Here is a 24519-nt window from a genome sequence, read left to right on the forward strand (position 1 = left end):
AATCCTATGTTATTATCCATGCGAAGAAGTATTAATAAGAATATCAATGACAAATGATATGAAAGTGACAACTACTTTTATTTAGATATGATGGTAGAATGATGTGAAATATGTATATTGGATGCAATTGGTCAAAAGCTTTAAAATCTCTTATTGAAAAAGACGCTGTTAAAATAGATTATATTAAGTCCGGTGCCTGGGGAACTTTTAATGAAGACTTTTCAACCATGCGTTCAATGAGGCCACTTTTACTACATGGTCTAGGATATTTTGAACACACGGGAATGAAAAATATAGAAGTAATAGATTTTAATTTTGTAAATAGTCTCCTTAAAAATTGTAATTCTCCACATTATGGTCTACATCTTTCAATTAAAAATTCGGACATGCATCAAGGTATGACCGATGAAGATATATATGAACATATGAGCAAACAAATTCAGATTTTTAAAAAGAAGCTAGCGGTGCCATTGCTACTGGAAAATGTTCCCGATTCGCCGCAAGATCGTGTAATATTTGATCATTACCCCTATATTATGCCAGAGCAATATAATCGACTATTTGTAGATAATGATGTGTCATTTTTGCTTGATCTGACACACGCAAAAATTACTGCAAAATATCGTGGCTGGAATATTTATGATTACCTTCGTGAGTTACCACTTAATCGAGTTGTAGAAATCCATGTAAATGGTTCTGGTTATGATAAAGATGGTTTTCCAGCAGATACACATCAATCAATGGAAAATGAAGATTACAAATTATTAGAATGGGTACTTAATTACACAAATCCAGATATAGTTACATTGGAATATAACGGAATAGAGACTGAGAGCGATGATACAGTTATTGTTTCTTTAGAAAAACAACTAAATGAGATACAAAATATATGCAATCCAAGCAAATAAATAAGTTATTAGATATTATGCCCTAAGTTTTTAAGGAGGGTTATTAAAATTGAATGAAATTGATAAGCGCAATAAACTTGATGAAGAATTTTTCTCATATAAGGTATCAAAAGATAACAAAGTGTTTGTGTTTTGGTACGGCAAGCAAGTATTGATTTTAAAAGGTAAAGAAAGCGAAAAATTTCTAGCTAAAATACAGAATGCCAATTCAAAAGAGGCTCAATTAATTTTAGCCAAGGTTACAGGAAATTTTAAACGTGGAAATGAAAAAAGGAGTGGTACTAAATGACAAACAGTAATGTTACGCAGGAAATGAAAATCAACAAGTCTTGTTTTGATATATTCCCAGAATTGGAATCTGAAAGATTGATATATAGGGAGGTAACTTCAGAGGATGTAGATGATATATTTAAAATTTATAGCGATCCGCAGGTTGCTAAATATGACTGGTATAAACCAATTGCTACAAAGGATGATGCAATTACTATAATAAATCGTTATAAGCGGGAATTTAAAGATAAAGAAGAGATTACCTGGGGGGTAGCAAAGAAGAGTAATAATAAAATCATTGGATACTGCTGCTTAGGAACTTTTGATGATAATTCAATAAGAAGTGAGATTGGGTATGGCTTTAATCGTGATGAATGGAATAAGGGATATGCAACTGAAGCTATAAGGGTTTTAGTTAAATTTGGATTTGAAAATATGAGCTTTAATAGGATAGAAGCTACTGTAACCCTTGGTAATGATGCTTCTGTAAAAGCTTTAAAGAAAGCTAATTTTCTTCAAGAGGGCATTGTTAGAGAAAGAACCATTATGAAGGGCAAGTTTGAGGATGATGTTATATTGGCTATAATAAAAAGGGATTATTCGTTATGTAAAAATAAGCTTTAATTATCTCGTTGTTTATTGTACTTTTTAGTGGAATTTGTAATTATAATCTTATTTAGACAATACATCTATTAAAATCCATACCAGCTATCTTATACAAGGAGGCTACTATGAAAAGGTTTATGATTGGACAATTCGATAGATTTGATATCAATAGACAGAATAGAGATTTTAGAGATTACTTTTTTGGAATTGAAGTTAATCAAATGGAGTCACTCGATGAATTGCAAATATTGAAAGATAATATTAGAGATAGAAATTTAAAGATAGGAATTCATTTCCCACTGTTAAAAAATCAATGGAGAGCAAGAGACCCTCAATATCTTTCTAAAGATAATCGTACTTACGAAGAATCAATAAACTACATGGCTAGCGAATTTGAAAGATCAGAACAATTAAATCCAGATTATATTTTGCTTCATTATCCAAAGCCAGTTATTTTAGATGGTAATGTTGATTGGTCCTCTTGGAGATTTTGTGATAATACTGAATATTATTATGAATCAGATATATCTTACAATTACTTCGAAGAGAGAAGTAGAAATTTTTTTAAGATACTATCCCAGCAAGGCAAAAAATATAATTTCACCCCCGTTTTAGAATTGGATGGATTGAATAAATATATATATGAAACAAATTTACTTGAGGATTTATTAGATGAATACTCAAATATCAAATTATGTCTTGATTTTGGTAGAATACATTTGCAAGATTGCATTGATGATAATTTTATAGGACAAGATATAGTTAGAAAGTTTGGAAGGTATACTCATCTAGTACATTTATGGAATGCGAAAGTTGATATAAATATTACAAATTCTCATTATCCTGCACTTAAATCTCTGAATGTAGCCGATGGATGGGGAGATATGGAATCATACTTTAAAATTTTGAATGAGGTTAATGATAATTATAAGGTTTTATTTGAGCATAAGTCTCATTTAATAAGTGATGCAGAGCTGGAAGAATGTTATCAGTGGGTTGGGGAGCTTGTGAATAGGTAGTCTGTATGTTTTATGATAAAAAATTACAGGTGCCAATGTTATATGTAATTTCTATTTTTACATTTAAGAGGAGTGTTTTTAATGAATTATCTAAGAAAGCTAATTGGACATAAATGTTATTTATCGCCAGTAGATGCTAGTGAAACAGAAAAAGTTGCTAAGTGGAGTAATGATATTGAAGTAGCCATTAGAACAGGTGATATATCAGATATGATTACATATCAGTCACAAAGAGTCTATCTTGAAACCATGAATAATAATCACGGTTATGCCTTTTATATTATAAGGGAAGATGATGATGAAGTTATTGGAATCGCAAGACTAATGAGAGTAAATTTTATAAATAGGAATGCCGTTATGGGGATGTTTATTGGTGATGGAAATGACAGAAGCAAAGGTATAGGATCGGAAGCTACGAACTTATTACTAGACTTTGGCTTTAATGCTCTTAATCTAAAGAATATAATGATTGAAACTTATTCTTTCAATGAACCAGCAATAAAAGCATGTAAAAAGTGTGGTTTTAAGGAAATTGGTAGACGAAGGAAATCAATTATATACGGAAATAATGAGTATGATGAAGTTTTTATGGATATACTTAGCGACGAATTTCAAAACTCTATAATTAATAAAGTATTGAATAAATAATATAACTTCCATCAGCAAAAATATCATAGAAATGGTGTTTCAACAATGCTGTTTAATTAAATCTTTTCAGAATTGAAGGAAAAACAAGTTGAAAAAATAGCATTAAATGCTTCGCCCTATGCTGTACCTTTTTATCATGCGATAGGATTTAAAGATTTGGATGGGCAACAAGATTTTCATAGAATTTTATATACACCAATGAAATTCATGTTATAAAAAAAGAGATAGACTATGTAGTTGTATTAATTCACTTTCTTCCTAATTTGTGTCACAACCGTTAGATTTCACGAATTAATTTAAACTGAAAGGGGATGTTAGGTATTTTTATTCTTGTTATTTGGGGGCTTATTGTTGGTTCAATAATATTCATAATATCCTGGTATATAGGTTCAAAAATTGGCTTCGTGGATAAAACTACAAAATTAATCGAGTATCTCAAAGGATATAAGAAATAGTACGAAATATTCTAATATGTCGTCGCGAGCAAAACTCATACTACTAATATTGGGCCGCGCAAGAAGCATTTAAATTGAGAAAATCTCAAATGCTAAATAAGAATAAAGTTTATGTGGTAATATCTAGTATAGGTAATGGTGATGAAAGACGTTAGCCATAATTATTGATTGAGGTGTGAAACGATGAAAATAGGGTTAATAGCTGATATACACGGAAACTTACCAGCATTAAAAGTTATTTTGGATAAGTTTGAAAGAGAAGAGTGTGATTCTATTTACTGTTTAGGAGATACTATAGCAATTGGTCCATCTTCTAAAGAATGTATAGATTTATTATTAACTTTGCCTAATATAAATTTTATTATGGGCAATCATGAAGAATATTTTGTAAAAGGAGTTTCAAGTATAACATCTGAATCTATGAGCGAAGGTGAAAAGCAACATCAAATTTGGATTGCTAAGTCATTAAATAATGAAATAAGAGAAAGGCTCAGTAAGTTTCCATATTTAATAGAAGAAAATATAAAAGGTACTAATGTTGCATTTATGCATTATGCTTTAAATAATAGAGAAGATACTAAAACATTTAAGCCTATAGAAAAAAATGTAACAAAAGAGAGTATGAATACTTTATTTAAAGAGATAGCTTCCGACTTAATATTCTTTGGCCATGAACATAATGCAAGTAATATAATAGGTGAAAAACATTATATAAATATTGGTTCCAGTGGATGTACTAAGGATGATATTACTCATTGTACTATAGTAAAATTTAAAGATAAAAGTTATGATATTAAGGTACATAGTATGAAATATGATAAAGAAGACGTTCTTAGAGAATTATATAAAAGAGAAGTTCCTGAGAAAGAGTCTATATCAAAATATTTTTTTAATGTGTAAATCCACAAAATGTTAGTGAATACTTAGTATGATACGAAATAATAATAGTGATAGGGGATATTTATATGATATTGTCAGGTAAAGAAATTAAAAAAAAGTTAGGAAATGAGATTATTATTGAACCATTTGTAGATAAACAACTTAACCCTAATAGTTATAATTTGAGGCTACACAACGCGCTACTTGTTTATGAAGACACTGTTTTGGATATGAAGAAAGATAACAAAACAAAAAAATTGATTATACCACCAGAGGGATTGCTTCTTGAAACTGGAAAGTTGTACCTAGGTAGAACTGTTGAATACACAAAGACAGATAAGTATGTACCTATGTTAGAAGGTCGGTCCTCAATTGGAAGGCTTGGATTATTCATTCATATTACAGCTGGATTTGGAGATGTAGGATTTAGTGGCTATTGGACATTAGAAATATTTTGTGTTCAACCTATAAGAATATATCCGAATGTAGAGATATGCCAAATATATTACCATAATATCGAAGGAGAATATGATAAGTATTCAAGTGGAAAATATCAGAATAATACGGATATTCAGCCAAGCTTATTATTTAAGGATTTTCAAGAAAGGTAAAGTATAACTGGTAGGCCATTAAAGAAAATGAATGTTAATCCAGAAAAATGCATTTTTATTGGAGATGGTGGTTCTGATGAATTAAAAGGTGCAAAAGAATTAGGAATAAAGTGTGCCGTGATAACACATAATATTGAGCAAAAATCGGTAAAATATTGTGTAATCAAGAAATTGAAATATTGATGTAGAAGGTAGGCGTATATAATGGCTGAATTGTGTGACATTTATGATATTAATGGTATTAAAACTGGAGATATTTTTGAGAGAGGCAAACCTTTGAAAAACGGACAATACTATCTAGCCGCCAATATTTGGATTATTAATAATAATTTAGAGATATTGATTCAGAAAAGGTCTAAGCTAAAAAGTACTTCTCCAAATATTTGGGCAACCCATGGTGGATGTGTAAGTTCAGGTGAAACTAGTCTAAATGCTTGTATAAGAGAGGCCTATGAAGAGATTGGAATTATAATTCAAACTAAAAATATAAAGCCCTTAACCAGAGTTACATCTGAAAATTTAATCATGGATAACTACATAGTTGTACAGGAATTTAGTATATCATCAGCTGTATTGCAGCAAGAAGAAGTTAGCGACATAAAATGGGTGTCACTGATTGAATTAGAAGATATGGTTAAACATAAGGAGTTTTTTAAATATGAGAATTTATCTTGCGTAATTAATTTTATTAATAATCAAAAATCCATTAGGGGAGTATAAACCTTTTTTTGTTAATGCCCATTTGTTATGTTTTATAGGCTATATAATAAACTTAAGTATGAGGAAGAGAAAATTCAAAGGCTAGATGTAAAAAGAAGATTAATAGTGATGCTTGATATATTGAGGGGGGGGCGGAGCAGTGCCTTACACATTTGTTCCTATGAATAAAGAATATTCACATGAAATTTCATATAACTGGAAGTATAGTGGAATTTATTCATTCTATGATATGACAGCTGATGAAGATGATTTAAATGATTTTCTTAATGAAGAGAATTGGGACGGTCATTATTTTGCAGTATTAAATGAAGAAAATGAATTAATTGGATTTTATTCATTCTACTTTGAAAGTGAGATTATGTATCTGGGATTTGGCCTTAAGCCTGAGCTATCCGGAATAGGACTTGGATATGAATTTGTGATTTCAGGTATGAATTTTGCAGTTCAAAAAACAAATTATAGAAATAAATATATCATGCTGGCCGTGGCAGCCTTTAACAAAAGGGCAATAAAATTATATGAGAATATTGGATTTCAGCCTATAGAAAAATATATACAAAAAACAAATGGAGGAGAATTTGAATTTATTAAAATGAAATTCAATGTAATATATTGACATGATATACACGGGGATAACTGGTACCTACCCTAAAGTAGGAGGTTTAATTTAAATTTAGTGAATAAGGAGTAATATAATGAAAATTTTAGAAACAGAAAGATTAATACTTAGAAAGTTTTCTTGTGATGACTGGAAAGATTTATATGAATACCTTTCTCAAGAAACAGTGGTTAAATATGAACCCTATGAAGTTTATAGCAAAGATGCATGTAAAAAAGAGGCGATATATCGTTCACAGCAAGATGCTTTTTGGGCTGTTTGCTTAAAAGAGAATAATAAATTAATAGGCAATATATATTTTCAGGAGCAAGAGCCTGAAGAATTTCTTACATGGGAAATCGGTTATGTTTTTAACCCTATATATTATGGACAAGGTTATGCTACAGAAGCTTGTAGAGAAATTTTAGATTATGGATTTGAACAATTAAATGCACGCAGAATAGTTGCTATGTGTAATCCGGAAAACGTAGCATCATGGAAGTTGTTAGAACGGTTAAATATGCGAAGAGAAGGACACTTACGAAAAAATATATTTTTCAAGTGTGACGAAAAGAGAGAACCTATTTGGAATGACACATATGAGTATGCAGTATTAGCCCATGAATTAACTAAATCCATACATTAATTAAATGAAATGTATAGTTACTCTATTCGATAAATAATTTATGTTCAAGTAAACTATTAAACGCATATTTGAAAATACAGAATGATAATAGATAAAATGGTAAGGTACAATCACTAATTTTTTTTATTAAAAATTTCACAAATGAAAGGAATGACTTGATATGGAAAAATCATTATTAAATAGTACAATAATCATGAACTTAAAAGAAAAAATTGAGCAAGGTAACAATGAATCTTTACACGAGTTTTGGAATAACATGGAAATTAATGGAGCTCCTCTAATAGAAACAATAGATGGAGATTCTGAAAATGTTTTAGTTACTTTTATTTATAAACCCCATGAAGAAATTGAAAATGTAGTGTTAATACCTCCTATAGGAAGGGATAATTTACTAGAAAACAGGCTGGAAAAACTTTCACAAACAAATTTATGGTACATAACTTATAAAATAAAAAATGATGTGCGCTTTAAGTATAGTTTTTGTGTTAATGATTCCTTTGATGATGATTGGACAAAAAGATGGGACAACCTAATATACGATAAATTAAATAAAAACACATTAACTTTTAAAGGTGGAGATGGCAAAGAGGACGAAATAGAATCCTACGCAGTAATGCCCAATGCTAATGAGCAGTTTTGGGTTAAAGAAAGAAAAGCCACTGCTAAAGGAAGAATATATGAACATCAACTTCATAGTGAAAGTTTAGAAAAACATCGTAGAATTAGAGTTTACACACCTTATGGTTATAGCCAAGGTAATAAACCTTACAAATTTTTAGTTTTAACTGATGGTGATGAATACATTAATGTTCTTTCTGCAGTAACAGTACTAGATAACCTAATAGCCAATGAAAAAATGCCTCCTATAGTTACAATATTTATTGATTCACCTGATGAAACAAGGGAGGAAGAATTAAGTTGTAATGATATCTTTGAAGATATCATTATTAAAGATTTAATCCCCTGGGTTAGCGATAATTATAATATTTCAAATAAAGCAGATGAAGCTATAATTGGCGGACTTAGTATGGGTGGATTAACAGCATGTCATTTAGGGTTAAAGTATTCTGGAGTTTTTGGAAATGTACTTTCACAGTCTGGTTCTTATTGGTATAGACCAGAAATCTATGAAGGTTCTCCATTTGATTGTTGGCTAAGCACTAAATTTGAAGCAATAGATAAATTACCTCTTAAATTTTACTTAAATGTAGGTGTTCTTGAGCATGAACAAGGCATGATTGGAACAAATATTAAATTAAAAGATGTACTAATATCAAAGGGATATACTGTTGATTTTGAATATTTTAATAGTGGACATGATTATTTATGTTGGGGAGAAACTTTGGCTAATGGTTTGATTTCACTGATTGGAATAAATTAAGTATTATTTATATTTGACAAGGAGGGGCTTTATGGAAATTAAGACAATGGCAATAGATAATTACGAAAATGTATATCAATTATGGTCTAATACAACTGGAATGGGAATAAGAAGTTTAGATGACTCAAAAAAGGGAATATCTAAATTTTTATTAAGAAATCCAACATCAAATTTTGTTGCTATCATTAATGGTAAAATAGTTGGAGTAATACTTTGTGGTCACGATGGACGTAGAGGGTATATTTATCATGCCGCGGTTAAAATAAATTATCGATGTCAAGGTATAGGAAAAGCTTTGCTTAAAGCAGTATATTACGCCTTAGAACAAGAAGGAATTACAAAATCAGGATTAGTTGTTTTCAAGACAAATGAAATTGGAAATTCATTTTGGAAATCTCAAGGGTGGGAAGAACGAACAGACTTGAATTATTATAGTAATGCTATTAATAATAATATCTAATATGTCCAGGGTTTCTTTTAGATACGTCTTAAATAAACATGGCAATGCATTAAAATTACATTTGATGGAGGGGTAAATTATGTTAATAAAACTTGAAAAATTTAAAACCTGTGATGTGAAAATCTTAGCATCATGGATTCCCGATAAAGAATTTTTACTTCAATGGGCAGGGCCAGCTTACAGCTTTCCACTAAGCGAAGACCAACTACAAGAAGATATAAATATGATGTCAAGTGAGAATCCAAAAACTTTAATGTTTGCTGCTAAAATAGCTGATACAAATGAAATTATAGGCCATATCCAACTACTTGGTATAGATTTAGTAAATAGCTCTGCATGTATAGGAAGAGTTCTAGTAGGGAATCAAAAGCTTAGAAATAAAGGCATAGGTATTCAAATGATTAATGGCATCCTAGACATAGCATTTGAAACTTTAAAATTACATAGGGTGTATTTAGGTGTTTTTGATTTTAATAAATCAGCTATAGCTTGCTATGAAAAAGCTGGCTTCAAAATTGAAGGAACCTCAAGAGATTTCAGAAAAATAAATGATGAATATTGGTCCTTAATTAATATGAGCATTCTTGAGGAAGAATATAAAAAAGGTTTTAGGTTGGAAAATGCCACCCTAAAGGATGGCAAAAAATAGCCCTATTACAAAGGTATATTTTAATTTTAAAAACTACTGTATTGGTTGTTGAAAATTTTGAGCCTTTTGGTCTTTGATTTTCTGTTTACCTTCCTCCATAAATTGAGAGTCCTTTGCAGATAACATGTATAAAACTTCTTCCAGTTCTCCAACGTGCCTTCTTTCTTCATCTGCAATATGATTCAAAACCTTTTTAACATTTTCATCATCTGTAGACATTACATGAGCTTCATAACCTATTATAGCTTCAAGTTCACCGGCAATGTCCACGCGAATTGCTTGCGCTAGCTCTTCATTTGACATTTTCCTTGGTACATTTGCAACAAACGGATTTCCTAATATTGCCATAATTTCTTCCTCCATTTCAATGTTAAATCCTCATCTTCGTTAATGTGGTTAAATATATTTTAAGCTTTATACTAATTTATTATTCATTTATAAATTTAGATCCTTATTAATATAAAAGGGTATGTTAATTTTTTATAATACATCATGGTTTGATATTTTTATATGCTACAATATATGTAGATATTATTATCATTTATATACTTACCCTATTGGAGGAAAAAACAATGGAAGAAATAAAAAAGTTCAAAAAATTTTATATAGAAATTACAAATGTATGTAATCTTTGTTGCAGTTTTTGCCCACAAACACAACGGTCTCCTGAATTTATGACCCTAGAAACCTTTAGCAAAATATTAGATCAAATAAAACCTCATACTGATTATATTTATTTTCACGTTAAAGGCGAACCACTTTTACATCCAAAATTAGATGAATTTTTGGATTTAAGTTATAAAAAAGGTTTTAAAGTTAACATAACCACCAATGGAACTCTAATAAACAAAGTTGGAGACAATATAATCTTAAAGCCCTCACTAAGACAAATTAATTTTTCTTTGCATAGCTTTGACGGCAATGAAGGTGCAACCTGTAAGGATGAATATGTTAATAACATTATTTCCTATGTGAAACAATCTATAGCTACAACTGATACTTTATTTTCTCTAAGGTTATGGAACCTTGATGTGGATAATACCACTAATCTTGAGGCTAAGAAAAATCGTGACTTACTTGCTGTAATCGAAAATGCCTTCAATTTACCTTATAAAATCGAAGAAGAAATACATCCAGGTCGGGGTATTAAAATTTGTGATAAAGTGTATTTAAATCAAGATCATGAATTTAAGTGGCCAGATTTATTGGTAGAGGAAGATAATAGCCCCGGCTTTTGTTATGGCCTTCGCAATCAAGTAGCCATATTAGTAGATGGCACAGTAGTACCTTGCTGCCTTGATGGAGAAGGTGTAATTAACCTAGGTAATATTCATAAAACTCCTTTTTCTCAAATAGTTGAAAGTCAAAGGGCAAAAGATATTTTTAATGGTTTTTCTAGAAGAGAAGCGGTTGAAGAATTATGTAGAAAATGTGGATACAGAAAAAAATTTAACGACATTTCAGAAGAAAAATCACCTACTTCTATAAATGGGTGTCAAACACTGTAACAATAACTTCCCTCAACTTTAGTTATTCCCCTCTGAATTGTGATGAATTTTTATAATATTGTGGATTAATATAGTAATAATGGATATACTATGATTTATACATTATAAAAATTCACAAATAAAGGGTGATGAAGATGAGAATACCAGATCATATCGGAGTAATTCCCGATGGAAATAGAAGATGGTCTGTAGATAATGGGCTATCAAAAGATAAAGGATATACCTTTGGACTAGATCCTGGTTTATCGCTGTATAAACTTTGCAAAGATTTGGGTGTAAAAGAAATAACTTATTATGGGTTTACTACTGATAATACAAAGCGGCCACCATTGCAAAGAGAAGCTTTTGTTAAAGCTTGTGTGGATGCAGTTAAGCTTTTAAGTACACAAGATGCTGATTTATTAGTAGTAGGAAACAGTGACTCACCTATGTTTCCTAAAGAACTACTTCCTTATACTACGCGGAAAACTTTTGGAAAGGGCGGTATAAAGCTAAATTTTCTTGTAAACTACGGCTGGGAATGGGATTTAAGTAATCTTCATAAAAATAAAAGTAGCAAACGAAGTAATATATTTAATTGCATAAAAACTAATGATATTTCTAGAGTAGATTTAATTATTCGTTGGGGTGGAAGAAGGCGCCTTAGTGGATTTTTGCCGCTACAATCCATATACTCCGACTTTTATGTTATAGATGACTTTTGGCCTGATTTCAAACCCGAACATTTATCAACAGCTTTAAATTGGTACAATAAGCAAGATGTAACCCTTGGTGGTTAAATTATTTTATTGTTTTGTAATAGATATAAGTTTTAAAACAAACTATATCTATTTTTTTATATGCTAAAATATGCTATTATTAAATAGATTTTTATCGAAATCAATTTTATTAAAGGAGTTTTTTATGGTTAATGAAAAAATAAACTGTTATAAATGTAAATATTACTATGTAACTTGGGATGCTTCATTCCCTAAAGGTTGTAAATTTTATGGTTTCAAATCTATGAATTTACCTTCCATACTAGTAAAGCAATCATCTGGAATATCTTGTGTTAAATTTACACCGAAATAAAAATAAATTCATTTCTTATGAAAATTACTAATATATAATAGAGCATACAACTAAATAGTATAAATTCCACCTGAAGTTATATGCTCTATAATTTTTTGATGATTTAATCTGTAACACCTTTATTTCGCTCAACTATCTCATAGGCGTAGGGATCAATTTCTTCTTGATTTATACTTCCATCCTCATTAAGGCCTGTAACTATTGTAGGTATATTTACAAACTTGCTGTCTACACCTTGTATTTTAACAGAGCCATATAATCCATCTTTAAATTTTCCGTATTCACGCTTGCCTAAGTGTCTTCCCTTCAATTTTGTAACCTCCTTTTAAATATTATGCTATCCATATACAAATGCTAATATACTTAGCATTTTCAAGAATGGTTTTTGGGAATTATAATCATGCGTAAAAGATATTTTTTCAAAAAAAAATTAAAACGCATATCAGGCGTTTTAAATGTTAAAATCATTTTGTTTTATGTATAACTCTATAAATAACATTAGCTAGCTGTTCTATGCTATAAGGTTTTTTTATACAGTCTTTAAATCCATAATTTTTACAATTATCCATTACTGAATCACTACTATATCCACTTACTACTATTGCATTCACATTTGTATCAAGCTCTAAAAGTTTTACAATGGTTTCTTTTCCACCCATGCCTCCACGTATGGTTAAGTCTAGTATTACGGCATCAAATGTATTCTTTTGTATAATTGAATTTTTATAGGCTTTAAGAGCCTCTTCACCATTTTTTGCCACCTCTACACCATATCCTAGCTCCATAAGCATAAGTCTATTAATTTCTCTAATATTTTTATCATCATCCATTACTAGCACTTTACCTGTACCTTGTATTACTTTTTCATATCTAGCCTTTTCTATAGTCACTTCTTCTTCTGAAGCCATTAAATAAACGTAAAAGGTTGTCCCAACTAATTCCTCAGATTCTGCATATATATATCCATTGTGCTTAGTAATTATTGAATAACTAGCCGCAAGTCCAAGGCCTGTGCCATCATTTTTTGTGGTAAAGTAAGGTTCAAATATTTTTTCTATATTTTCTTTAGGAATTCCCTTTCCCTTATCCCTTATTTTTATCATTACATATTTACCTTGCTTTATATTGTTTTTATTCTTTTCTTCTACATGTACATTAGTAGCACATACTTCAATGTTGCCTCCATTTGGCATAGCTTGCTTAGCATTTATTAATAAATTATTAATAACTTGTCTAATTTGCCCTTCATCCACTTCCACAGGCCATAAATCATGTGCTATTGAAAAATTGCACATATTATTAGAGCCGCTGAATACCATGCTGGCAGTCTTCCTAATTAACCTTTTTATGTATATATTTTTTTTAACAGGAACCCCATCTTTTGAAAAATTCATTAATTGTTGATTAAGATCTTGCGCTTGTAATGTTAACTTTTCAATTTGTGAAAATTTATTATAAATTTTATTATATACCTTATTAGTACTTATGTTTAAATATCTTTTCATAATATAAATATTTCCTAAAACTATAGTTAATATATTATTAAAATCATGAGCAATTCCTGCTGCAAGAATGCTTAAAGAATTTGATTTTTCTAATTTTATTAATTGTTCTTCAAGTAAATTTCTCATTTCTTGTAATTTTTTCTCAAGTTCATCCTTTGATTCTAAATACTCGCTTATATCATTTATAATTAATTTTATTCCATTACAATTATTATCTTTATCAAGTATCTTTTTAAAAATTAATTGTAGGAAATAAAGTGTTTCTTGGGCTTTAATTTTTTTTATGTAATTTTGCTGCTCCTCATCACTTTTAATAAACTCTTGGGTTTTAATATTAAGCCATATTGGTATAGCAACTTCACTTTCATAATTACAGTTAGATATGTTTATCTTTTTTAGTATATCTTTTGCTTCACTATTTAAATAATTAACTTTAATATCTTTATTAAATGATATTATTGGAATAGGCAACTGCTCATACTCAATATCTATAGTTTCTTCTTTTAAACCCATGTTTCTTAGCCTCCTATGTATTAATAATTAAAAAGCACACAGTAATTTTCATAAATTTAATAATACTGTAAATAAAATTCATTTATTCATGTAAATACAAGAATATTATACCATTATCTGTATTTGTTTTCATCTTTTTGTTTTATAATCGAACATTTTTTTATAAATAACAAAATAAAATAGCGCTAAAAATGTTTAAACATTCTTAGCGCTATTTTACTCTTAAAGTTACCTTCAGTTTTTAAAGTATTTACTTAGCTATAATTTGGTTTACTGAGCTTGCATCATTATATTCTAAACCCTCGATAAAATTATAGGTGTATTTTCCATTAGAATTTTCAATAAATGCTTTAATCCATTTATGTCTAAGGTTATAAAATATATTTACATCTCCATTTACAATTTCCCAATATTTTTTATGAATGCAACTTGTAGTTTCCCACTCTAATACATTTTTTTCTGATTTTATAATCCTTGTAACTCTATCGCAAGGCATACCTTCTAACAAATAAATATTAAGAGCATTATACAATTCTTCTGCACCTTCTGGCATTTCTTTTGCTTTTAAAGTTTCTCCAACAGTTTTACCTTGCTTTTTAAAACTTAGCTCAGCAATGCCTTGTGCATCTTCTCCGCATTTTTTAATCATCTCTGTTATTACATAGGCTGTTCTAGTTTCAACACTGCTAATTTTATCTTGTAACCAACCATGTATATTTGATTTATCAATTATATCTTCTATATTTTTCGTGATATCTATGGGGCTACCGTAAACTAGGGATTTTTCAACCACCTCTTTTGCAACGTCTTTGTATTTATCTATATAAACTTCTTTTAAGCTTTTCTCTAATTCCTCTGCCAATAAAATTTTATTAAATAACCAGGTGTGAATAGGTGCTAAAAAAGCGCTCATTATTATTCCTCCAATATTTGTTTATTTATTCTATATATTAATAATAATATATTTAACCTAAAATCACAGTAACTTATGTTACCATATAAAATATTACTAGTAATTAGTTCTTCTTTAAAAATAAAAAGAGCATGATAGCTCTTTTTATTAAAAATATCTTAAATCCATTGCGTACTTTATTTATTCTTCAAATTTTATCGCTGACTTACGTTTTTTCTTCTGCATATCAGAATCCTCAATAGTCTCTGGCTTTTTAGGTTTATTATCTTTTTCTTTTGCTGGCGACTTCATTTCTTTATATGGCATAAAATCACTCCTTTATTATGTATTTTTTACTTTTAACATATTTTTATTCATATATTTATTTTTACTTTATATATTTTTGAGGATTTTTAGGTTCACCATTTTCTCTTACCTCAAAATGTAGATGAGGTCCAGTACTATTACCGATACTTCCTACTTCTCCTATTTTATCGCCCAGTTTTACAACTTCACCCTTTTTAACATTAATAGCACTACAGTGTGCATAGGTAGTCTCTATTCCTCCTCCATGATTAATTTTTATTACATTACCATAACCATCCTGCCAAGCTGCATAAGCAACGGTACCATCTAATACAGCACTTATTGCCGCACCAAAACTCGCTGCTATATCAACGCCCTTATGCATTCTTCCCCAGCGCATACCAAAGTTTGAACTTATGCTCCCTCTTGATGGACTATTCATATTGGTAAGTCCAACTATTACGGGTTTATAATTTCCAACGTATATCTCTTTGTTTTTTGCAGGTGTTATAATTTGCGACTTTAAAACCTTTTCAGACACAGTCTTATTATTAAGGGCTATTATCTCAGTAGTAACCTTTTTAATTCCCTCTTTACCTTCACACTTAATCTTGGTAACCCCATTGGTCAGTGTACTAGAGGCCGTTATAATTGTAGTTGGGTATATGGGTTGCTCTTTGCTTGTATTACCTACTACCTTGACAGTTATAAAGGGTATTTGTGCTGTAGTGTTATACTTTATTAATTCACTCACAATTTCAGAGCTTTCATATAAATTTCTTATTTTAACCACAACAGATTCATATTTAATTTTATTTACTATTTCTGTTTTTTTAATACTATTTAACTTTGCTTCTTTACAGTAATAATCTTTTACAGAATTCAAAATTTCTTTTCCTTGATTTTCGGATGCAACATATGCTATTTTTCTATTATCTGATTTCATTAGAAATCCGTCCGCTACTATGTCTAATTTTTTTAACATTACCTTCTTAAGGTTATCCCCGCTTATAAACATATCAACATCTTCTACCTTTGTCTTATCTAAAGTGAAATCTTTTTTTATAATCACATTTCTATGTTTAGACTCTATTTCACTTTGTAATTGTTTATATGTTTTATTAAATTCTTTTTTACTTTTCACATAGGTTATGGTACTTTTCCCTATAGAAACCTTATAACCTTTAAACCTATAAACATTAAAATACATAGTAGTAGCTGTAATCATAAGTGTTATTACTATAACACTTATATTCATTTTGTTTCGTCTTATAATATTCAATTTTATACCTCCTATGACACTTACTTAATATGCCCTATATGGCTAATTTTAAACATCATTGAAATATATTTTTTTAATTTCTATGTTTAACTATATGGTATACTATAAGTTGTATAATAAATTTTTTTATAGACTGTACTATTAAACATAATTTATAAGGTACATCATATAAATTAATTGTAGCTTTTTTATTTAAGATCATACTTCCATACTATAAAAGAAAGGTAGTGACTTTATGAGCACTTTCATGTTTAAAAATGAAAATTATAAATATACTCCTGTGAGTAATATTTTTATAGATAAGTTTATGCCTAGAGCTAGGGGAGAATTCGTTAAAGTTTACCTTCTTGGACTGAAATATTGTGCATCCGGAGAAATAGGTGCTACATCTTCAGTTATAGCAAATACCCTTGGGCTCCTAGAGACTGATGTTGTTAATGCTTGGAACTATTGGAATGACGAGAATACAATTAAAATGACTCCCATTGATAATATGGGTAATTTTAATATTGAATTCTTAGATTTACTAGATGTTCCTGATGAAAATATTCAAAATATAAATCTGCTCGAAGAATTGGCCAATTCTTCTATAAAAGGTATGCTTCAAGATATTGAAAAGTTACTAGCCAAACCTCTTTCACCAAAAGAAATGACTATGTACCTAAGTTGGCAAAAGGATTATAATTTCGCTCCTGAGCTAATACTTCTGTTAATTCAATATTGTGTATCAAAAGGTAAAGTTGACTATAGGTATATTGAAACCATTGCAATTGCATGGCATGATGCCAATATTAAAAATATTGAAGATGCCCAATCTTATATAAAGAAACATGAGGATAAATGGATAAATATTAGGAAAATATTAAATTACTTAGGAATAAAAGCCCCTGAAATAATGAAGCCTCAAGAACAAATATTAGATAAATGGGTAAATGTTTATAAATTTTCCCTAGAAGTAATATTTAAAGCTTGCGATATCTGTTTTGATAGACTAAGTAGAGCTGATTTTAAATATATTGATGGAATTCTAAATAGTTGGTTTAAAGATGGTATAAAATCACTAGAAGATATTGAGAAAAAAGATAAAAAAAGATTAGTGACTACTAAAAACGTTACTGCTGGCGGAAAACCTGCCAAAGGAAGTTTTAATGATTATGAACAAAGAGCCTATGACTTTGATGAACTAGAAAAAAAATTACTAGGATGGGATAAGAATGATTAAAGGGTATCAAACTAAAATATTAGCACTATATGATAGAGTAAGAGAAGAAGAAGAGAGTGACTTTAGAAAAAGAAAAACTCACATAGAGAAAACTCACCCTGAAATTATTGAATTAGACCGCAAAATAGGTAAGCTTTGTATAGAATTATCCATTAGTGCCTTGAAAAGCATCAATAATAGGGATGAGTATTTACATGATTTAAGAGAAAAAATAGTAGATTTAAGAGTGAAGAAATCTGAACTATTAGTTTCTAATGGTTTTGATATGGAATACTTGAATTTACATTATAGATGTAATAAATGTCGCGATACAGGTTTTATTGGAACTACTAAATGCTCCTGTTTTAAGCAAAAAGTTATAGATGTTTATTACACTGGTTCGGAACTCCGCGGCATGCTAAAAACTCATAATTTCGATAATTTTAAAATGGATTACTATCCTTCTAGAAAAAGTGAACATGCATCAGGATCTCCAAAAAAGAACATGGAAAAGATTTTATCTACGTCTATGAACTTTTTAAAAAATTTCAATGACTCTGATGAAAATTTATTATTCTACGGAGGTCCTGGCACAGGAAAAACTTTTCTGTCTCACTGCATTACAAAGGAATTAATGGACAAAGGCTTTTTTGTAGTATATAGGACTGCGGAAGAATTAATAAAAGGCTTAAAAGAAGTTCGATTTAATGGTGACAGTTCTTTAGAGGAATTACTAATAAATTGTGACTTACTTATTATAGATGATTTGGGTACTGAGCAAATTTCAGATTTTACTAAAATGGAAATGTTTAATTTACTTAACACGAAGTTATTAAAACAAAAGAAAATGCTAGTGTCCACTAATTTAACTCTTGAAAATTTATTAAATACCTATTCTGAAAGAATAACCTCTAGATTACTTGGCAATTTTACCGCTTGCAAATTCTTTTGTGATGATATAAGAATAAAGAAAAATTTGAGTAAATAAAAAGAACCACTAAATGGAGTTGGTGTCCATTTAGTGGTTCTTTATGGTGTAGCTTGCGACGTCATAAACGCATTATTTCCATATGCTGTTTTTCAAAAAACAACAATGCATGTTAAGATATATTACTTTTACAAAAATTATTTATATTATTAGTATACTCTGCTATTTTTTAAAATATCAGAGTATTTATAAGTAAAATTAAACCCTAATACTATAGATCCAAAATATAAAATTATAATTTTTCTTATATAAAACAAAAAAAAACGAATAAAATTATACAAAAAATTAGATACAATATTGAACTTATAATCTTAATCAATAGTGCATTTTTTTTTATAAATTTTACACCTCTACTTTAATATATGAATTTATAAAACTATACTTAATATTATAGTTAAAAATAAATAAGGGTAATAAAAAAATATTTGAATTCCATAAAATGTATGTCATAATAAAAAAAGTACTAAACAAATGTTTAGTACTTTTTTGGAGCTAGCAATAGGAATCGAACCTACAACCTGCTGATTACAAGTCAGCTGCTCTACCGTTGAGCCATGCTAGCAAGGATTGGCGACCCAGAACGGACTCGAACCGTCGACCTCCGCCGTGACAGGGCGGCACTCTAACCAACTGAGCCACTGGGCCATATATGGTGGGAACAACAGGGTTCGAACCTGTGACCCTCTGCTTGTAAGGCAGATGCTCTCCCAGCTGAGCTATGCTCCCATATATTGGTGACTCCTAGGGGAATTGAACCCCTGTTACTACCGTGAAAGGGTGGTGTCTTAACCTCTTGACCAAGGAGCCTTATTAATTTATTAAGTTTTTATTGGAGCTAGCAATAGGAATTGAACCTACAACCTGCTGATTACAAGTCAGCTGCTCTACCGTTGAGCCATGCTAGCTAACAAAAATGGCGACCCAGAACGGACTCGAACCGTCGACCTCCGCCGTGACAGGGCGGCACTCTAACCAACTGAGCCACTGGGCCATATATGGTGGGAACAACAGGGTTCGAACCTGTGACCCTCTGCTTGTAAGGCAGATGCTCTCCCAGCTGAGCTATGCTCCCATATATGTTTTATTGGTGACTCCTAGGGGAATTGAACCCCTGTTACCACCGTGAAAGGGTGGTGTCTTAACCGCTTGACCAAGGAGCCATACTAAACTGTTACTTTATTTATCATGTGCTTCCGTCTCGCAACCCAACATAAACTATAATAAAGCATTTTTCCCGAAGTGTCAACATGTTTTCTTATTTTTATTTATTTATTTATTAATATAATACACAAACCCAGTAAATTCAACAGTTTGTTATACAAAAAAATATAGTCCATAATTACAAATACCTATTCCACTTCTAAGTAATTCTAAAAATTGTTATAACATAAAATAAAAATTAATATTAAAGGTCGCTGTTTTAGGGTAAAATCATAGATATCATACTTTATACTACAAATATATTTTTTTCTCGAAGGGAGAGATTTTCTTGAAACATTCTCTTATAATAGTTGGCGGAGGTGCCGCTGGTTTAACCTCTGCAATAATAGCAAAAGATTCTGGACTAGATGTAGCAATAATTGAAGGAACCGATCGAATAGGCAAAAAAATATTAACCACCGGTAATGGAAGATGCAATATCAGTAATGCGAACATAAATGGAACTTGCTATCACAGCGAAAATCCAGATTTTGCAAGTCATACACTAGATTCTTTTAACGTAGTGGATACTATAGATTTTTTTGCCTCTTTAGGTATACCTTTAGTAACTTTAGAGGGTGGTAAAATGTTTCCTATGTCAATGCAATCATCATCAGTCATTGATATACTACGCTTTGCAATAGAAGAAAAGCATATTCCTATATATACAAACACAAAAGCTAAAGAGATTATTAAAAATAATAATGGCTTTAAAATTTTCACTGCAGACAACGCTACCTATGAATGTGAAAAGCTAATTATCGCCACTGGCGGTAAATCTGCCCCTAAGACAGGTTCTGACGGTTCTGGATACATACTAGCTAAACAATTAGGACACAGTATAATATCGCCAATGCCAGCCCTTGTACAGCTTAAATTAAACTACAATAGATTAAAGGCTTTATCTGGAGTTAAATTCGACGGTTATGCAGAAATATTTATAAATGGTGAATGTGTCCAAAAGGAATTTGGAGAGATACTTTTCACTGACTATGGTATTTCAGGACCTCCAATCCTTCAGCTTAGCAGGACTGTGTCTTATAGTTTATCTAAAAATAACAAAGTTTCTTTGAAAATTGATATGTTACCAACTATTTCTTCTGAAAATTTAAAGGAATTTTTAGAAAATCATTGGTCAGTATTTGAAAGTCGAGGCGTACACGATTCTTTTATTGGAGTAATTAACAAGAAAGTCATCCCGATAATTTTAAAAGAGGCAAAAATAGAAGATATTCATAAGCCTTGTTGCGATCTTGATTTCAAAGAAAAAAGTGCTATTTATAAACTTTTAAAACAATGGGAATTTGAAGTTTCAGGCACTAATTCTTTCTCCAATGCTCAGGTAACTGCTGGAGGAATTAACACAAAAGAAGTTAACTCCCAAACTCTAGAATCGAATATTGCTACCAATCTATTCTTTGCGGGTGAAGTATTAGATGTAGATGGTAACTGTGGCGGTTTCAATCTTCAATGGGCATGGAGTTCTGGTGCCATTGCTGGAAGAAGTGCCTCTAAGTAGTGAATTATTCCAGCAATATATACTTTTCGTTATAGCATACTATAAGAAAAAATACTTCAAATATGTATTGACATTAAAATACAATAGGTATATAATTGCAACAAAGTAAAGACTATGAAGAGGAAAAGTAAATAATTTACTGTTCTAACAGAGATAGAAATCCATCGGCTGAAAGGTTTCTAAGGCAAGTATTATTGAAAACCACCTCTGAGTTGAGTACTGAATTTTAGTAAGTATCTCCGCAAACCAGCGTTAAAGGTATCGAGTGATAGTGTTACACATTTTTTGTGCATTACTGTAATTTGGGTGGAATCGCGAGTATACTCGTCCCTTTTTTAGGGACGAGTTTTTTTGTTTTTATTAATTTTATATCATAAAGCATTGAAGAGGACGAGTAAATAATCTACTGTTCTAACAGAGATAGAAATCCATCGGCTGAAAGGTTTCTAAGGCAAGTATTATTGAAAACCACCTCTGAGTTGAATACTGAATTTTAGTAAGTATCTCCGCAAACCAGCGTTAAAGGTATCGAGTGATAGTGTTACACATTTTTTGTGCATTACTGTAATTTGGGTGGAATCGCGAGTATACTCGTCCCTTTTTTAGGGACGAGTTTTTTTTGTTTTTATTAATTCATTTATATAGGAGGAGGAAATATTTATGTTAAATATTATATTAAAGGATGGAAATGTTATTCAAATTGAACAAGGTACAAATGTTTATGATGTTGCTATGAAAATTAGTCCAGCACTAGCTAAAAAGGCTTTGCTTGCAAGAATCAATGGTAAAGCTGCAGAACTTATGACTGAAATAAATTGTGATTGCCACCTAGAAATCTTAACATTTGAGGATATCGAAGGAAGATTAGCATTAAGACATACTGCAGCTCATGTGCTTTCTCAAGCAGTAAAAAGGTTATATCCAAATGTTAAGCTTGCTATTGGTCCCGCAATTGACAATGGGTTTTACTATGATTTTGACTTAGAAGAAACACTTACTCCAGAAATTCTAGAAAAAATAGAGAAGGAAATGGAGAAGATAGTTAAAGAAAGATTGAATCTTGAAAGATTTGTGCTTTCAAGGGAAGAAGCTATAAAGCTTATGCTAGAAAAAGAAGAACCCTATAAAGCTGAATTAATTGAAAATCTACCAGAGGGAGAGATTATATCGTTCTATAGACAAGGGGAATTTGTTGATCTTTGTGCAGGTCCACATGTTCCAGCCACTTCATATATTAAAGCATTTAAGCTTTTATCTGTTGCAGGCGCTTACTTTCGAGGTGATGATAATAATAAGATGCTCCAAAGAATATATGGAACAGTATTTACTAAAAAAAGTGAATTAGAAGCTTATATTAATATGCTTGAAGAAGCAAAAAAAAGAGATCATAAAAAGCTAGGAAGGGAACTTAAATTATTTACATTTATGGAGGAAGGACCAGGATTTCCATTTTTCCTACCAAATGGTGTTGTTTTAAAGAATAATTTAATTGATTATTGGAGAGGTCTTCATAAAAAATTTGGATACGTCGAAATTGAAACTCCAATAATCTTAAACAGAAAACTTTGGGAAACTTCGGGACATTGGCAACACTATAAAGAAAATATGTACACAGTTAATATTGATGAAGAAGAGTTTGCAATTAAGCCAATGAACTGCCCGGGAGGCATGCTTGTTTATAAGTCAGAACCTCATTCATATAGGGATTTACCTATAAGGGTAGGAGAGCTTGGCAAAGTGCACAGGCATGAGTTGTCTGGGGCTATACAGGGACTCATGAGAGCAAGAGCCTTCACTCAGGATGATGCTCATATATTTATGCTTCCACAACAAATAAAAGAAGAAATAAAAGGTGTTATCAGACTTATAGATGAGGTTTACTCAAGGTTTGGATTTAAATACAATGTTGAACTTTCAACAAGACCAGAAAATTCTATGGGAAGCGATGAGGAGTGGCAAATAGCAGAAAGCTCACTTGCTACAGCATTAGATGAGATGAATCTACAATATAAGATAAATGAGGGTGATGGAGCGTTTTATGGTCCAAAAATTGATTTTCACTTAGAAGATAGTATAGGTAGAAGTTGGCAGTGTGGAACTATACAATTAGATTTCCAACTTCCTCAAAGATTCGATTTGAATTATATTGGCAGTGATGGTGAAAAGCATAGACCAATAGTAATCCACAGAGTAATCTTTGGAAGTTTAGAGAGATTTATCGGAGTATTAATAGAGCATTTTGCAGGTAAGTTCCCAACTTGGATTGCACCTATACAGGTAAAAGTGTTACCTATTTCAGAAAAATTCGCTGATTATGCAAAAGATGTGGCAACCCTCCTTAATGAAAATAATATCAGAGTAGAATTTGATGGTAGGGTAGAAAAGATTGGTTATAAAATTCGCGAAGCAAGAAATGAGAGAGTTCCCTATATTTTAGTTATAGGAGAGAAAGAGCAGAAAGAAGGCAATATATCTATAAGAAGTAGAAAAGACGGCGATGAGGGAACAGCTTCTTTAAGTGAATTTATTTCAAGGCTTAAACATGAAATAGACAATAAAATTCTAGAAGTTTAATAATAACTAACAAAATATAAAATTCGGGGAGGTTATTTTATACATTATTTCCCAGGACATTAGAAAGATAGTATTAAAATAGATTTATTCACTTAGGAAACAATAATGGC

Annotated in this window: 28 protein-coding genes, 8 tRNA genes and 2 other annotated features; of the genes, 22 read left to right on the forward strand and 14 right to left on the reverse strand. The window is 30.6% G+C overall.

The genetic code is table 11. The features are described 5' to 3' along the window. The first annotated feature begins 110 nt into the window (after window positions 1-110). The 15 genes from Ctaglu_RS05115 to Ctaglu_RS05185 all read left to right on the forward strand — a co-directional run bounded on the left by Ctaglu_RS05115 (window position 111) and on the right by Ctaglu_RS05185 (window position 9850). Window positions 111-908 carry a multinuclear nonheme iron-dependent oxidase gene (locus Ctaglu_RS05115; protein ID WP_124998725.1) on the forward strand — a complete coding sequence of 266 codons (798 nt, stop codon included), beginning with the start codon at window positions 111-113 and terminating at the stop codon, window positions 906-908. A 49-nt stretch (window positions 909-957) separates the two neighbouring features. Next, complete coding sequence (locus Ctaglu_RS05120) at window positions 958-1197, forward strand: hypothetical protein (RefSeq protein WP_124998727.1); 240 nt, start codon at window positions 958-960, stop codon at window positions 1195-1197. Next, complete coding sequence (locus Ctaglu_RS05125; RefSeq protein WP_124998729.1) at window positions 1194-1802, forward strand: GNAT family N-acetyltransferase; 609 nt, start codon at window positions 1194-1196, stop codon at window positions 1800-1802. The genes Ctaglu_RS05120 and Ctaglu_RS05125 overlap by 4 nt, the downstream gene beginning before the upstream one ends. Window positions 1803-1909: 107 nt before the next feature. Next, window positions 1910-2803 carry a TIM barrel protein gene (locus tag Ctaglu_RS05130; protein WP_124998731.1) on the forward strand — a complete coding sequence of 298 codons (894 nt, stop codon included), beginning with the start codon at window positions 1910-1912 and terminating at the stop codon, window positions 2801-2803. An 81-nt stretch (window positions 2804-2884) separates the two neighbouring features. Then, window positions 2885-3451, forward strand: coding sequence for a GNAT family N-acetyltransferase (locus tag Ctaglu_RS05135; protein ID WP_124998733.1), 567 nt, complete (start codon window positions 2885-2887; stop codon window positions 3449-3451). A 72-nt stretch (window positions 3452-3523) separates the two neighbouring features. Beyond that, complete coding sequence (locus Ctaglu_RS26460) at window positions 3524-3667, forward strand: GNAT family N-acetyltransferase (RefSeq protein ID WP_185732593.1); 144 nt, start codon at window positions 3524-3526, stop codon at window positions 3665-3667. Between the two features lie 422 nt (window positions 3668-4089). Further along, entirely contained in the window at window positions 4090-4806 is a 717-nt protein-coding gene (locus Ctaglu_RS05145) for a metallophosphoesterase family protein (protein WP_124998737.1), read from the forward strand. A 65-nt stretch (window positions 4807-4871) separates the two neighbouring features. Then, the gene (dcd, locus tag Ctaglu_RS05150; protein ID WP_124998739.1) at window positions 4872-5396 is read left to right on the forward strand and encodes a dCTP deaminase; all 525 of its coding nucleotides are present in this window, start codon (window positions 4872-4874) and stop codon (window positions 5394-5396) included. A 27-nt stretch (window positions 5397-5423) separates the two neighbouring features. Beyond that, on the forward strand, window positions 5424-5579 hold the full coding sequence (locus Ctaglu_RS25860; RefSeq protein WP_233439695.1) for a hypothetical protein: 156 nt from the start codon (window positions 5424-5426) through the stop codon (window positions 5577-5579). 21 nt (window positions 5580-5600) lie between these two features. Beyond that, the gene (locus Ctaglu_RS05160) at window positions 5601-6116 is read left to right on the forward strand and encodes an NUDIX hydrolase (protein WP_124998741.1); all 516 of its coding nucleotides are present in this window, start codon (window positions 5601-5603) and stop codon (window positions 6114-6116) included. Between the two features lie 139 nt (window positions 6117-6255). After that, a complete protein-coding gene (locus Ctaglu_RS05165; RefSeq protein ID WP_124998743.1) occupies window positions 6256-6732 on the forward strand; it encodes a GNAT family N-acetyltransferase in 477 nt (158 codons plus the stop codon). A 79-nt stretch (window positions 6733-6811) separates the two neighbouring features. Next, window positions 6812-7360, forward strand: a complete 549-nt coding sequence (locus Ctaglu_RS05170; protein ID WP_124998745.1) for a GNAT family N-acetyltransferase — start codon at window positions 6812-6814, stop codon at window positions 7358-7360. Window positions 7361-7520: 160 nt separating this feature from the next. Further along, the gene (locus Ctaglu_RS05175) at window positions 7521-8741 is read left to right on the forward strand and encodes an alpha/beta hydrolase-fold protein (RefSeq protein WP_124998747.1); all 1221 of its coding nucleotides are present in this window, start codon (window positions 7521-7523) and stop codon (window positions 8739-8741) included. Between the two features lie 31 nt (window positions 8742-8772). After that, window positions 8773-9201: a GNAT family N-acetyltransferase gene (locus Ctaglu_RS05180; RefSeq protein ID WP_124998749.1), complete on the forward strand. Its 429-nt coding sequence runs from the start codon at window positions 8773-8775 to the stop codon at window positions 9199-9201. A 79-nt stretch (window positions 9202-9280) separates the two neighbouring features. Next, the gene (locus Ctaglu_RS05185) at window positions 9281-9850 is read left to right on the forward strand and encodes a GNAT family N-acetyltransferase (protein WP_124998751.1); all 570 of its coding nucleotides are present in this window, start codon (window positions 9281-9283) and stop codon (window positions 9848-9850) included. Window positions 9851-9883: 33 nt separating this feature from the next. Here Ctaglu_RS05185 and Ctaglu_RS05190 read toward each other — a convergent pair whose 3' ends face one another. Continuing rightward, a complete protein-coding gene (locus Ctaglu_RS05190) occupies window positions 9884-10198 on the reverse strand; it encodes a demethoxyubiquinone hydroxylase family protein (protein ID WP_124998753.1) in 315 nt (104 codons plus the stop codon). Between the two features lie 224 nt (window positions 10199-10422). On the opposite strand from Ctaglu_RS05190, the gene Ctaglu_RS05195 reads away from it, so the two are divergent. The 3 genes from Ctaglu_RS05195 (at window position 10423) to Ctaglu_RS05205 (ending at window position 12429) form a co-directional block, all read left to right on the forward strand. Beyond that, window positions 10423-11358 (forward strand): radical SAM/SPASM domain-containing protein, encoded by a 936-nt coding sequence (locus tag Ctaglu_RS05195; RefSeq protein ID WP_124998755.1) that lies wholly within the window; start codon window positions 10423-10425, stop codon window positions 11356-11358. A gap of 134 nt (window positions 11359-11492) precedes the next feature. Beyond that, window positions 11493-12137, forward strand: a complete 645-nt coding sequence (locus Ctaglu_RS05200) for an undecaprenyl diphosphate synthase family protein (RefSeq protein WP_124998757.1) — start codon at window positions 11493-11495, stop codon at window positions 12135-12137. Window positions 12138-12261: 124 nt separating this feature from the next. Continuing rightward, on the forward strand, window positions 12262-12429 hold the full coding sequence (locus Ctaglu_RS05205; RefSeq protein ID WP_124998759.1) for a uracil-DNA glycosylase: 168 nt from the start codon (window positions 12262-12264) through the stop codon (window positions 12427-12429). A gap of 103 nt (window positions 12430-12532) precedes the next feature. Here Ctaglu_RS05205 and Ctaglu_RS05210 read toward each other — a convergent pair whose 3' ends face one another. The 5 genes from Ctaglu_RS05210 to Ctaglu_RS05225 all read right to left on the reverse strand — a co-directional run bounded on the left by Ctaglu_RS05210 (window position 12533) and on the right by Ctaglu_RS05225 (window position 16927). Then, window positions 12533-12739 carry a hypothetical protein gene (locus Ctaglu_RS05210; RefSeq protein WP_124998761.1) on the reverse strand — a complete coding sequence of 69 codons (207 nt, stop codon included), beginning with the start codon at window positions 12737-12739 and terminating at the stop codon, window positions 12533-12535. A 154-nt stretch (window positions 12740-12893) separates the two neighbouring features. Beyond that, window positions 12894-14447, reverse strand: coding sequence for a hybrid sensor histidine kinase/response regulator (locus Ctaglu_RS05215; protein ID WP_124998764.1), 1554 nt, complete (start codon window positions 14445-14447; stop codon window positions 12894-12896). A 250-nt stretch (window positions 14448-14697) separates the two neighbouring features. Continuing rightward, the gene (locus Ctaglu_RS05220; protein WP_124998766.1) at window positions 14698-15360 is read right to left on the reverse strand and encodes a hypothetical protein; all 663 of its coding nucleotides are present in this window, start codon (window positions 15358-15360) and stop codon (window positions 14698-14700) included. 180 nt (window positions 15361-15540) lie between these two features. Beyond that, on the reverse strand, window positions 15541-15666 hold the full coding sequence (locus tag Ctaglu_RS26150; RefSeq protein WP_258880989.1) for a hypothetical protein: 126 nt from the start codon (window positions 15664-15666) through the stop codon (window positions 15541-15543). A gap of 61 nt (window positions 15667-15727) precedes the next feature. Next, the gene (locus Ctaglu_RS05225; RefSeq protein ID WP_124998768.1) at window positions 15728-16927 is read right to left on the reverse strand and encodes a M23 family metallopeptidase; all 1200 of its coding nucleotides are present in this window, start codon (window positions 16925-16927) and stop codon (window positions 15728-15730) included. Between the two features lie 235 nt (window positions 16928-17162). On the opposite strand from Ctaglu_RS05225, the gene Ctaglu_RS05230 reads away from it, so the two are divergent. Beyond that, the gene (locus Ctaglu_RS05230; RefSeq protein ID WP_124998770.1) at window positions 17163-18149 is read left to right on the forward strand and encodes a DnaD domain protein; all 987 of its coding nucleotides are present in this window, start codon (window positions 17163-17165) and stop codon (window positions 18147-18149) included. Then, window positions 18142-19116 (forward strand): ATP-binding protein, encoded by a 975-nt coding sequence (locus Ctaglu_RS05235; RefSeq protein WP_124998772.1) that lies wholly within the window; start codon window positions 18142-18144, stop codon window positions 19114-19116. The genes Ctaglu_RS05230 and Ctaglu_RS05235 overlap by 8 nt, the downstream gene beginning before the upstream one ends. Before the next feature lie 487 nt (window positions 19117-19603). On the opposite strand, the gene Ctaglu_RS05240 is transcribed toward Ctaglu_RS05235, so the two are convergent. From Ctaglu_RS05240 to Ctaglu_RS05275, 8 genes are all read right to left on the reverse strand, one after another. After that, window positions 19604-19678 (reverse strand) — tRNA-Thr (locus Ctaglu_RS05240). A gap of 6 nt (window positions 19679-19684) precedes the next feature. Then, window positions 19685-19761 (reverse strand) — tRNA-Asp (locus tag Ctaglu_RS05245). Between the two features lie 5 nt (window positions 19762-19766). Then, window positions 19767-19842, reverse strand: a tRNA-Val gene (locus tag Ctaglu_RS05250). A gap of 6 nt (window positions 19843-19848) precedes the next feature. Beyond that, window positions 19849-19923: transfer RNA gene (locus Ctaglu_RS05255), tRNA-Glu, on the reverse strand. A gap of 23 nt (window positions 19924-19946) precedes the next feature. Beyond that, a tRNA-Thr gene (locus tag Ctaglu_RS05260) sits at window positions 19947-20021 on the reverse strand. A gap of 9 nt (window positions 20022-20030) precedes the next feature. Further along, window positions 20031-20107 (reverse strand) — tRNA-Asp (locus Ctaglu_RS05265). 5 nt (window positions 20108-20112) lie between these two features. Then, window positions 20113-20188, reverse strand: a tRNA-Val gene (locus Ctaglu_RS05270). Window positions 20189-20201: 13 nt separating this feature from the next. Continuing rightward, a tRNA-Glu gene (locus Ctaglu_RS05275) sits at window positions 20202-20276 on the reverse strand. A 329-nt stretch (window positions 20277-20605) separates the two neighbouring features. Here Ctaglu_RS05275 and Ctaglu_RS05280 point away from each other — a divergent pair. Next, the gene (locus tag Ctaglu_RS05280) at window positions 20606-21835 is read left to right on the forward strand and encodes a BaiN/RdsA family NAD(P)/FAD-dependent oxidoreductase (protein ID WP_124998774.1); all 1230 of its coding nucleotides are present in this window, start codon (window positions 20606-20608) and stop codon (window positions 21833-21835) included. Window positions 21836-21940: 105 nt separating this feature from the next. Further along, window positions 21941-22170 (forward strand) — a binding site (T-box leader). 37 nt (window positions 22171-22207) lie between these two features. Further along, window positions 22208-22437: a binding site (T-box leader), on the forward strand. Between the two features lie 58 nt (window positions 22438-22495). After that, window positions 22496-24409 carry a threonine--tRNA ligase gene (gene thrS / locus Ctaglu_RS05285; RefSeq protein WP_124998776.1) on the forward strand — a complete coding sequence of 638 codons (1914 nt, stop codon included), beginning with the start codon at window positions 22496-22498 and terminating at the stop codon, window positions 24407-24409. Window positions 24410-24519: the final 110 nt, after the last annotated feature.

Origin of the sequence: Clostridium tagluense (genome assembly GCF_003865095.1) — a bacterium.
Taxonomy (GTDB): domain Bacteria; phylum Bacillota; class Clostridia; order Clostridiales; family Clostridiaceae; genus Clostridium_AD; species Clostridium_AD tagluense.

What these genes read in the sequence shown, in the direction of transcription:
- Ctaglu_RS05190 (WP_124998753.1), bottom strand. Translation starts at nt 10,198, where the DNA reads ATGGCAATATTAGGAAATCCGTTTGTTGCAAATGTACCAAGGAAAATG.
- Ctaglu_RS05175 (WP_124998747.1), top strand. Translation starts at nt 7,521, where the DNA reads ATGGAAAAATCATTATTAAATAGTACAATAATCATGAACTTAAAAGAA.
- Ctaglu_RS26150 (WP_258880989.1), bottom strand. Translation starts at nt 15,666, where the DNA reads ATGCCATATAAAGAAATGAAGTCGCCAGCAAAAGAAAAAGATAATAAA.
- Ctaglu_RS05145 (WP_124998737.1), top strand. Translation starts at nt 4,090, where the DNA reads ATGAAAATAGGGTTAATAGCTGATATACACGGAAACTTACCAGCATTA.
- Ctaglu_RS05235 (WP_124998772.1), top strand. Translation starts at nt 18,142, where the DNA reads ATGATTAAAGGGTATCAAACTAAAATATTAGCACTATATGATAGAGTA.
- Ctaglu_RS05160 (WP_124998741.1), top strand. Translation starts at nt 5,601, where the DNA reads ATGGCTGAATTGTGTGACATTTATGATATTAATGGTATTAAAACTGGA.
- Ctaglu_RS05220 (WP_124998766.1), bottom strand. Translation starts at nt 15,360, where the DNA reads ATGAGCGCTTTTTTAGCACCTATTCACACCTGGTTATTTAATAAAATT.
- Ctaglu_RS05215 (WP_124998764.1), bottom strand. Translation starts at nt 14,447, where the DNA reads ATGGGTTTAAAAGAAGAAACTATAGATATTGAGTATGAGCAGTTGCCT.
- Ctaglu_RS05205 (WP_124998759.1), top strand. Translation starts at nt 12,262, where the DNA reads ATGGTTAATGAAAAAATAAACTGTTATAAATGTAAATATTACTATGTA.
- Ctaglu_RS05170 (WP_124998745.1), top strand. Translation starts at nt 6,812, where the DNA reads ATGAAAATTTTAGAAACAGAAAGATTAATACTTAGAAAGTTTTCTTGT.
- Ctaglu_RS05125 (WP_124998729.1), top strand. Translation starts at nt 1,194, where the DNA reads ATGACAAACAGTAATGTTACGCAGGAAATGAAAATCAACAAGTCTTGT.
- Ctaglu_RS05230 (WP_124998770.1), top strand. Translation starts at nt 17,163, where the DNA reads ATGAGCACTTTCATGTTTAAAAATGAAAATTATAAATATACTCCTGTG.
- Ctaglu_RS05185 (WP_124998751.1), top strand. Translation starts at nt 9,281, where the DNA reads ATGTTAATAAAACTTGAAAAATTTAAAACCTGTGATGTGAAAATCTTA.
- Ctaglu_RS05135 (WP_124998733.1), top strand. Translation starts at nt 2,885, where the DNA reads ATGAATTATCTAAGAAAGCTAATTGGACATAAATGTTATTTATCGCCA.
- dcd (WP_124998739.1), top strand. Translation starts at nt 4,872, where the DNA reads ATGATATTGTCAGGTAAAGAAATTAAAAAAAAGTTAGGAAATGAGATT.
- Ctaglu_RS05130 (WP_124998731.1), top strand. Translation starts at nt 1,910, where the DNA reads ATGAAAAGGTTTATGATTGGACAATTCGATAGATTTGATATCAATAGA.
- Ctaglu_RS05195 (WP_124998755.1), top strand. Translation starts at nt 10,423, where the DNA reads ATGGAAGAAATAAAAAAGTTCAAAAAATTTTATATAGAAATTACAAAT.
- Ctaglu_RS25860 (WP_233439695.1), top strand. Translation starts at nt 5,424, where the DNA reads ATGAATGTTAATCCAGAAAAATGCATTTTTATTGGAGATGGTGGTTCT.
- Ctaglu_RS05200 (WP_124998757.1), top strand. Translation starts at nt 11,493, where the DNA reads ATGAGAATACCAGATCATATCGGAGTAATTCCCGATGGAAATAGAAGA.
- thrS (WP_124998776.1), top strand. Translation starts at nt 22,496, where the DNA reads ATGTTAAATATTATATTAAAGGATGGAAATGTTATTCAAATTGAACAA.
- Ctaglu_RS05180 (WP_124998749.1), top strand. Translation starts at nt 8,773, where the DNA reads ATGGAAATTAAGACAATGGCAATAGATAATTACGAAAATGTATATCAA.
- Ctaglu_RS05115 (WP_124998725.1), top strand. Translation starts at nt 111, where the DNA reads ATGTATATTGGATGCAATTGGTCAAAAGCTTTAAAATCTCTTATTGAA.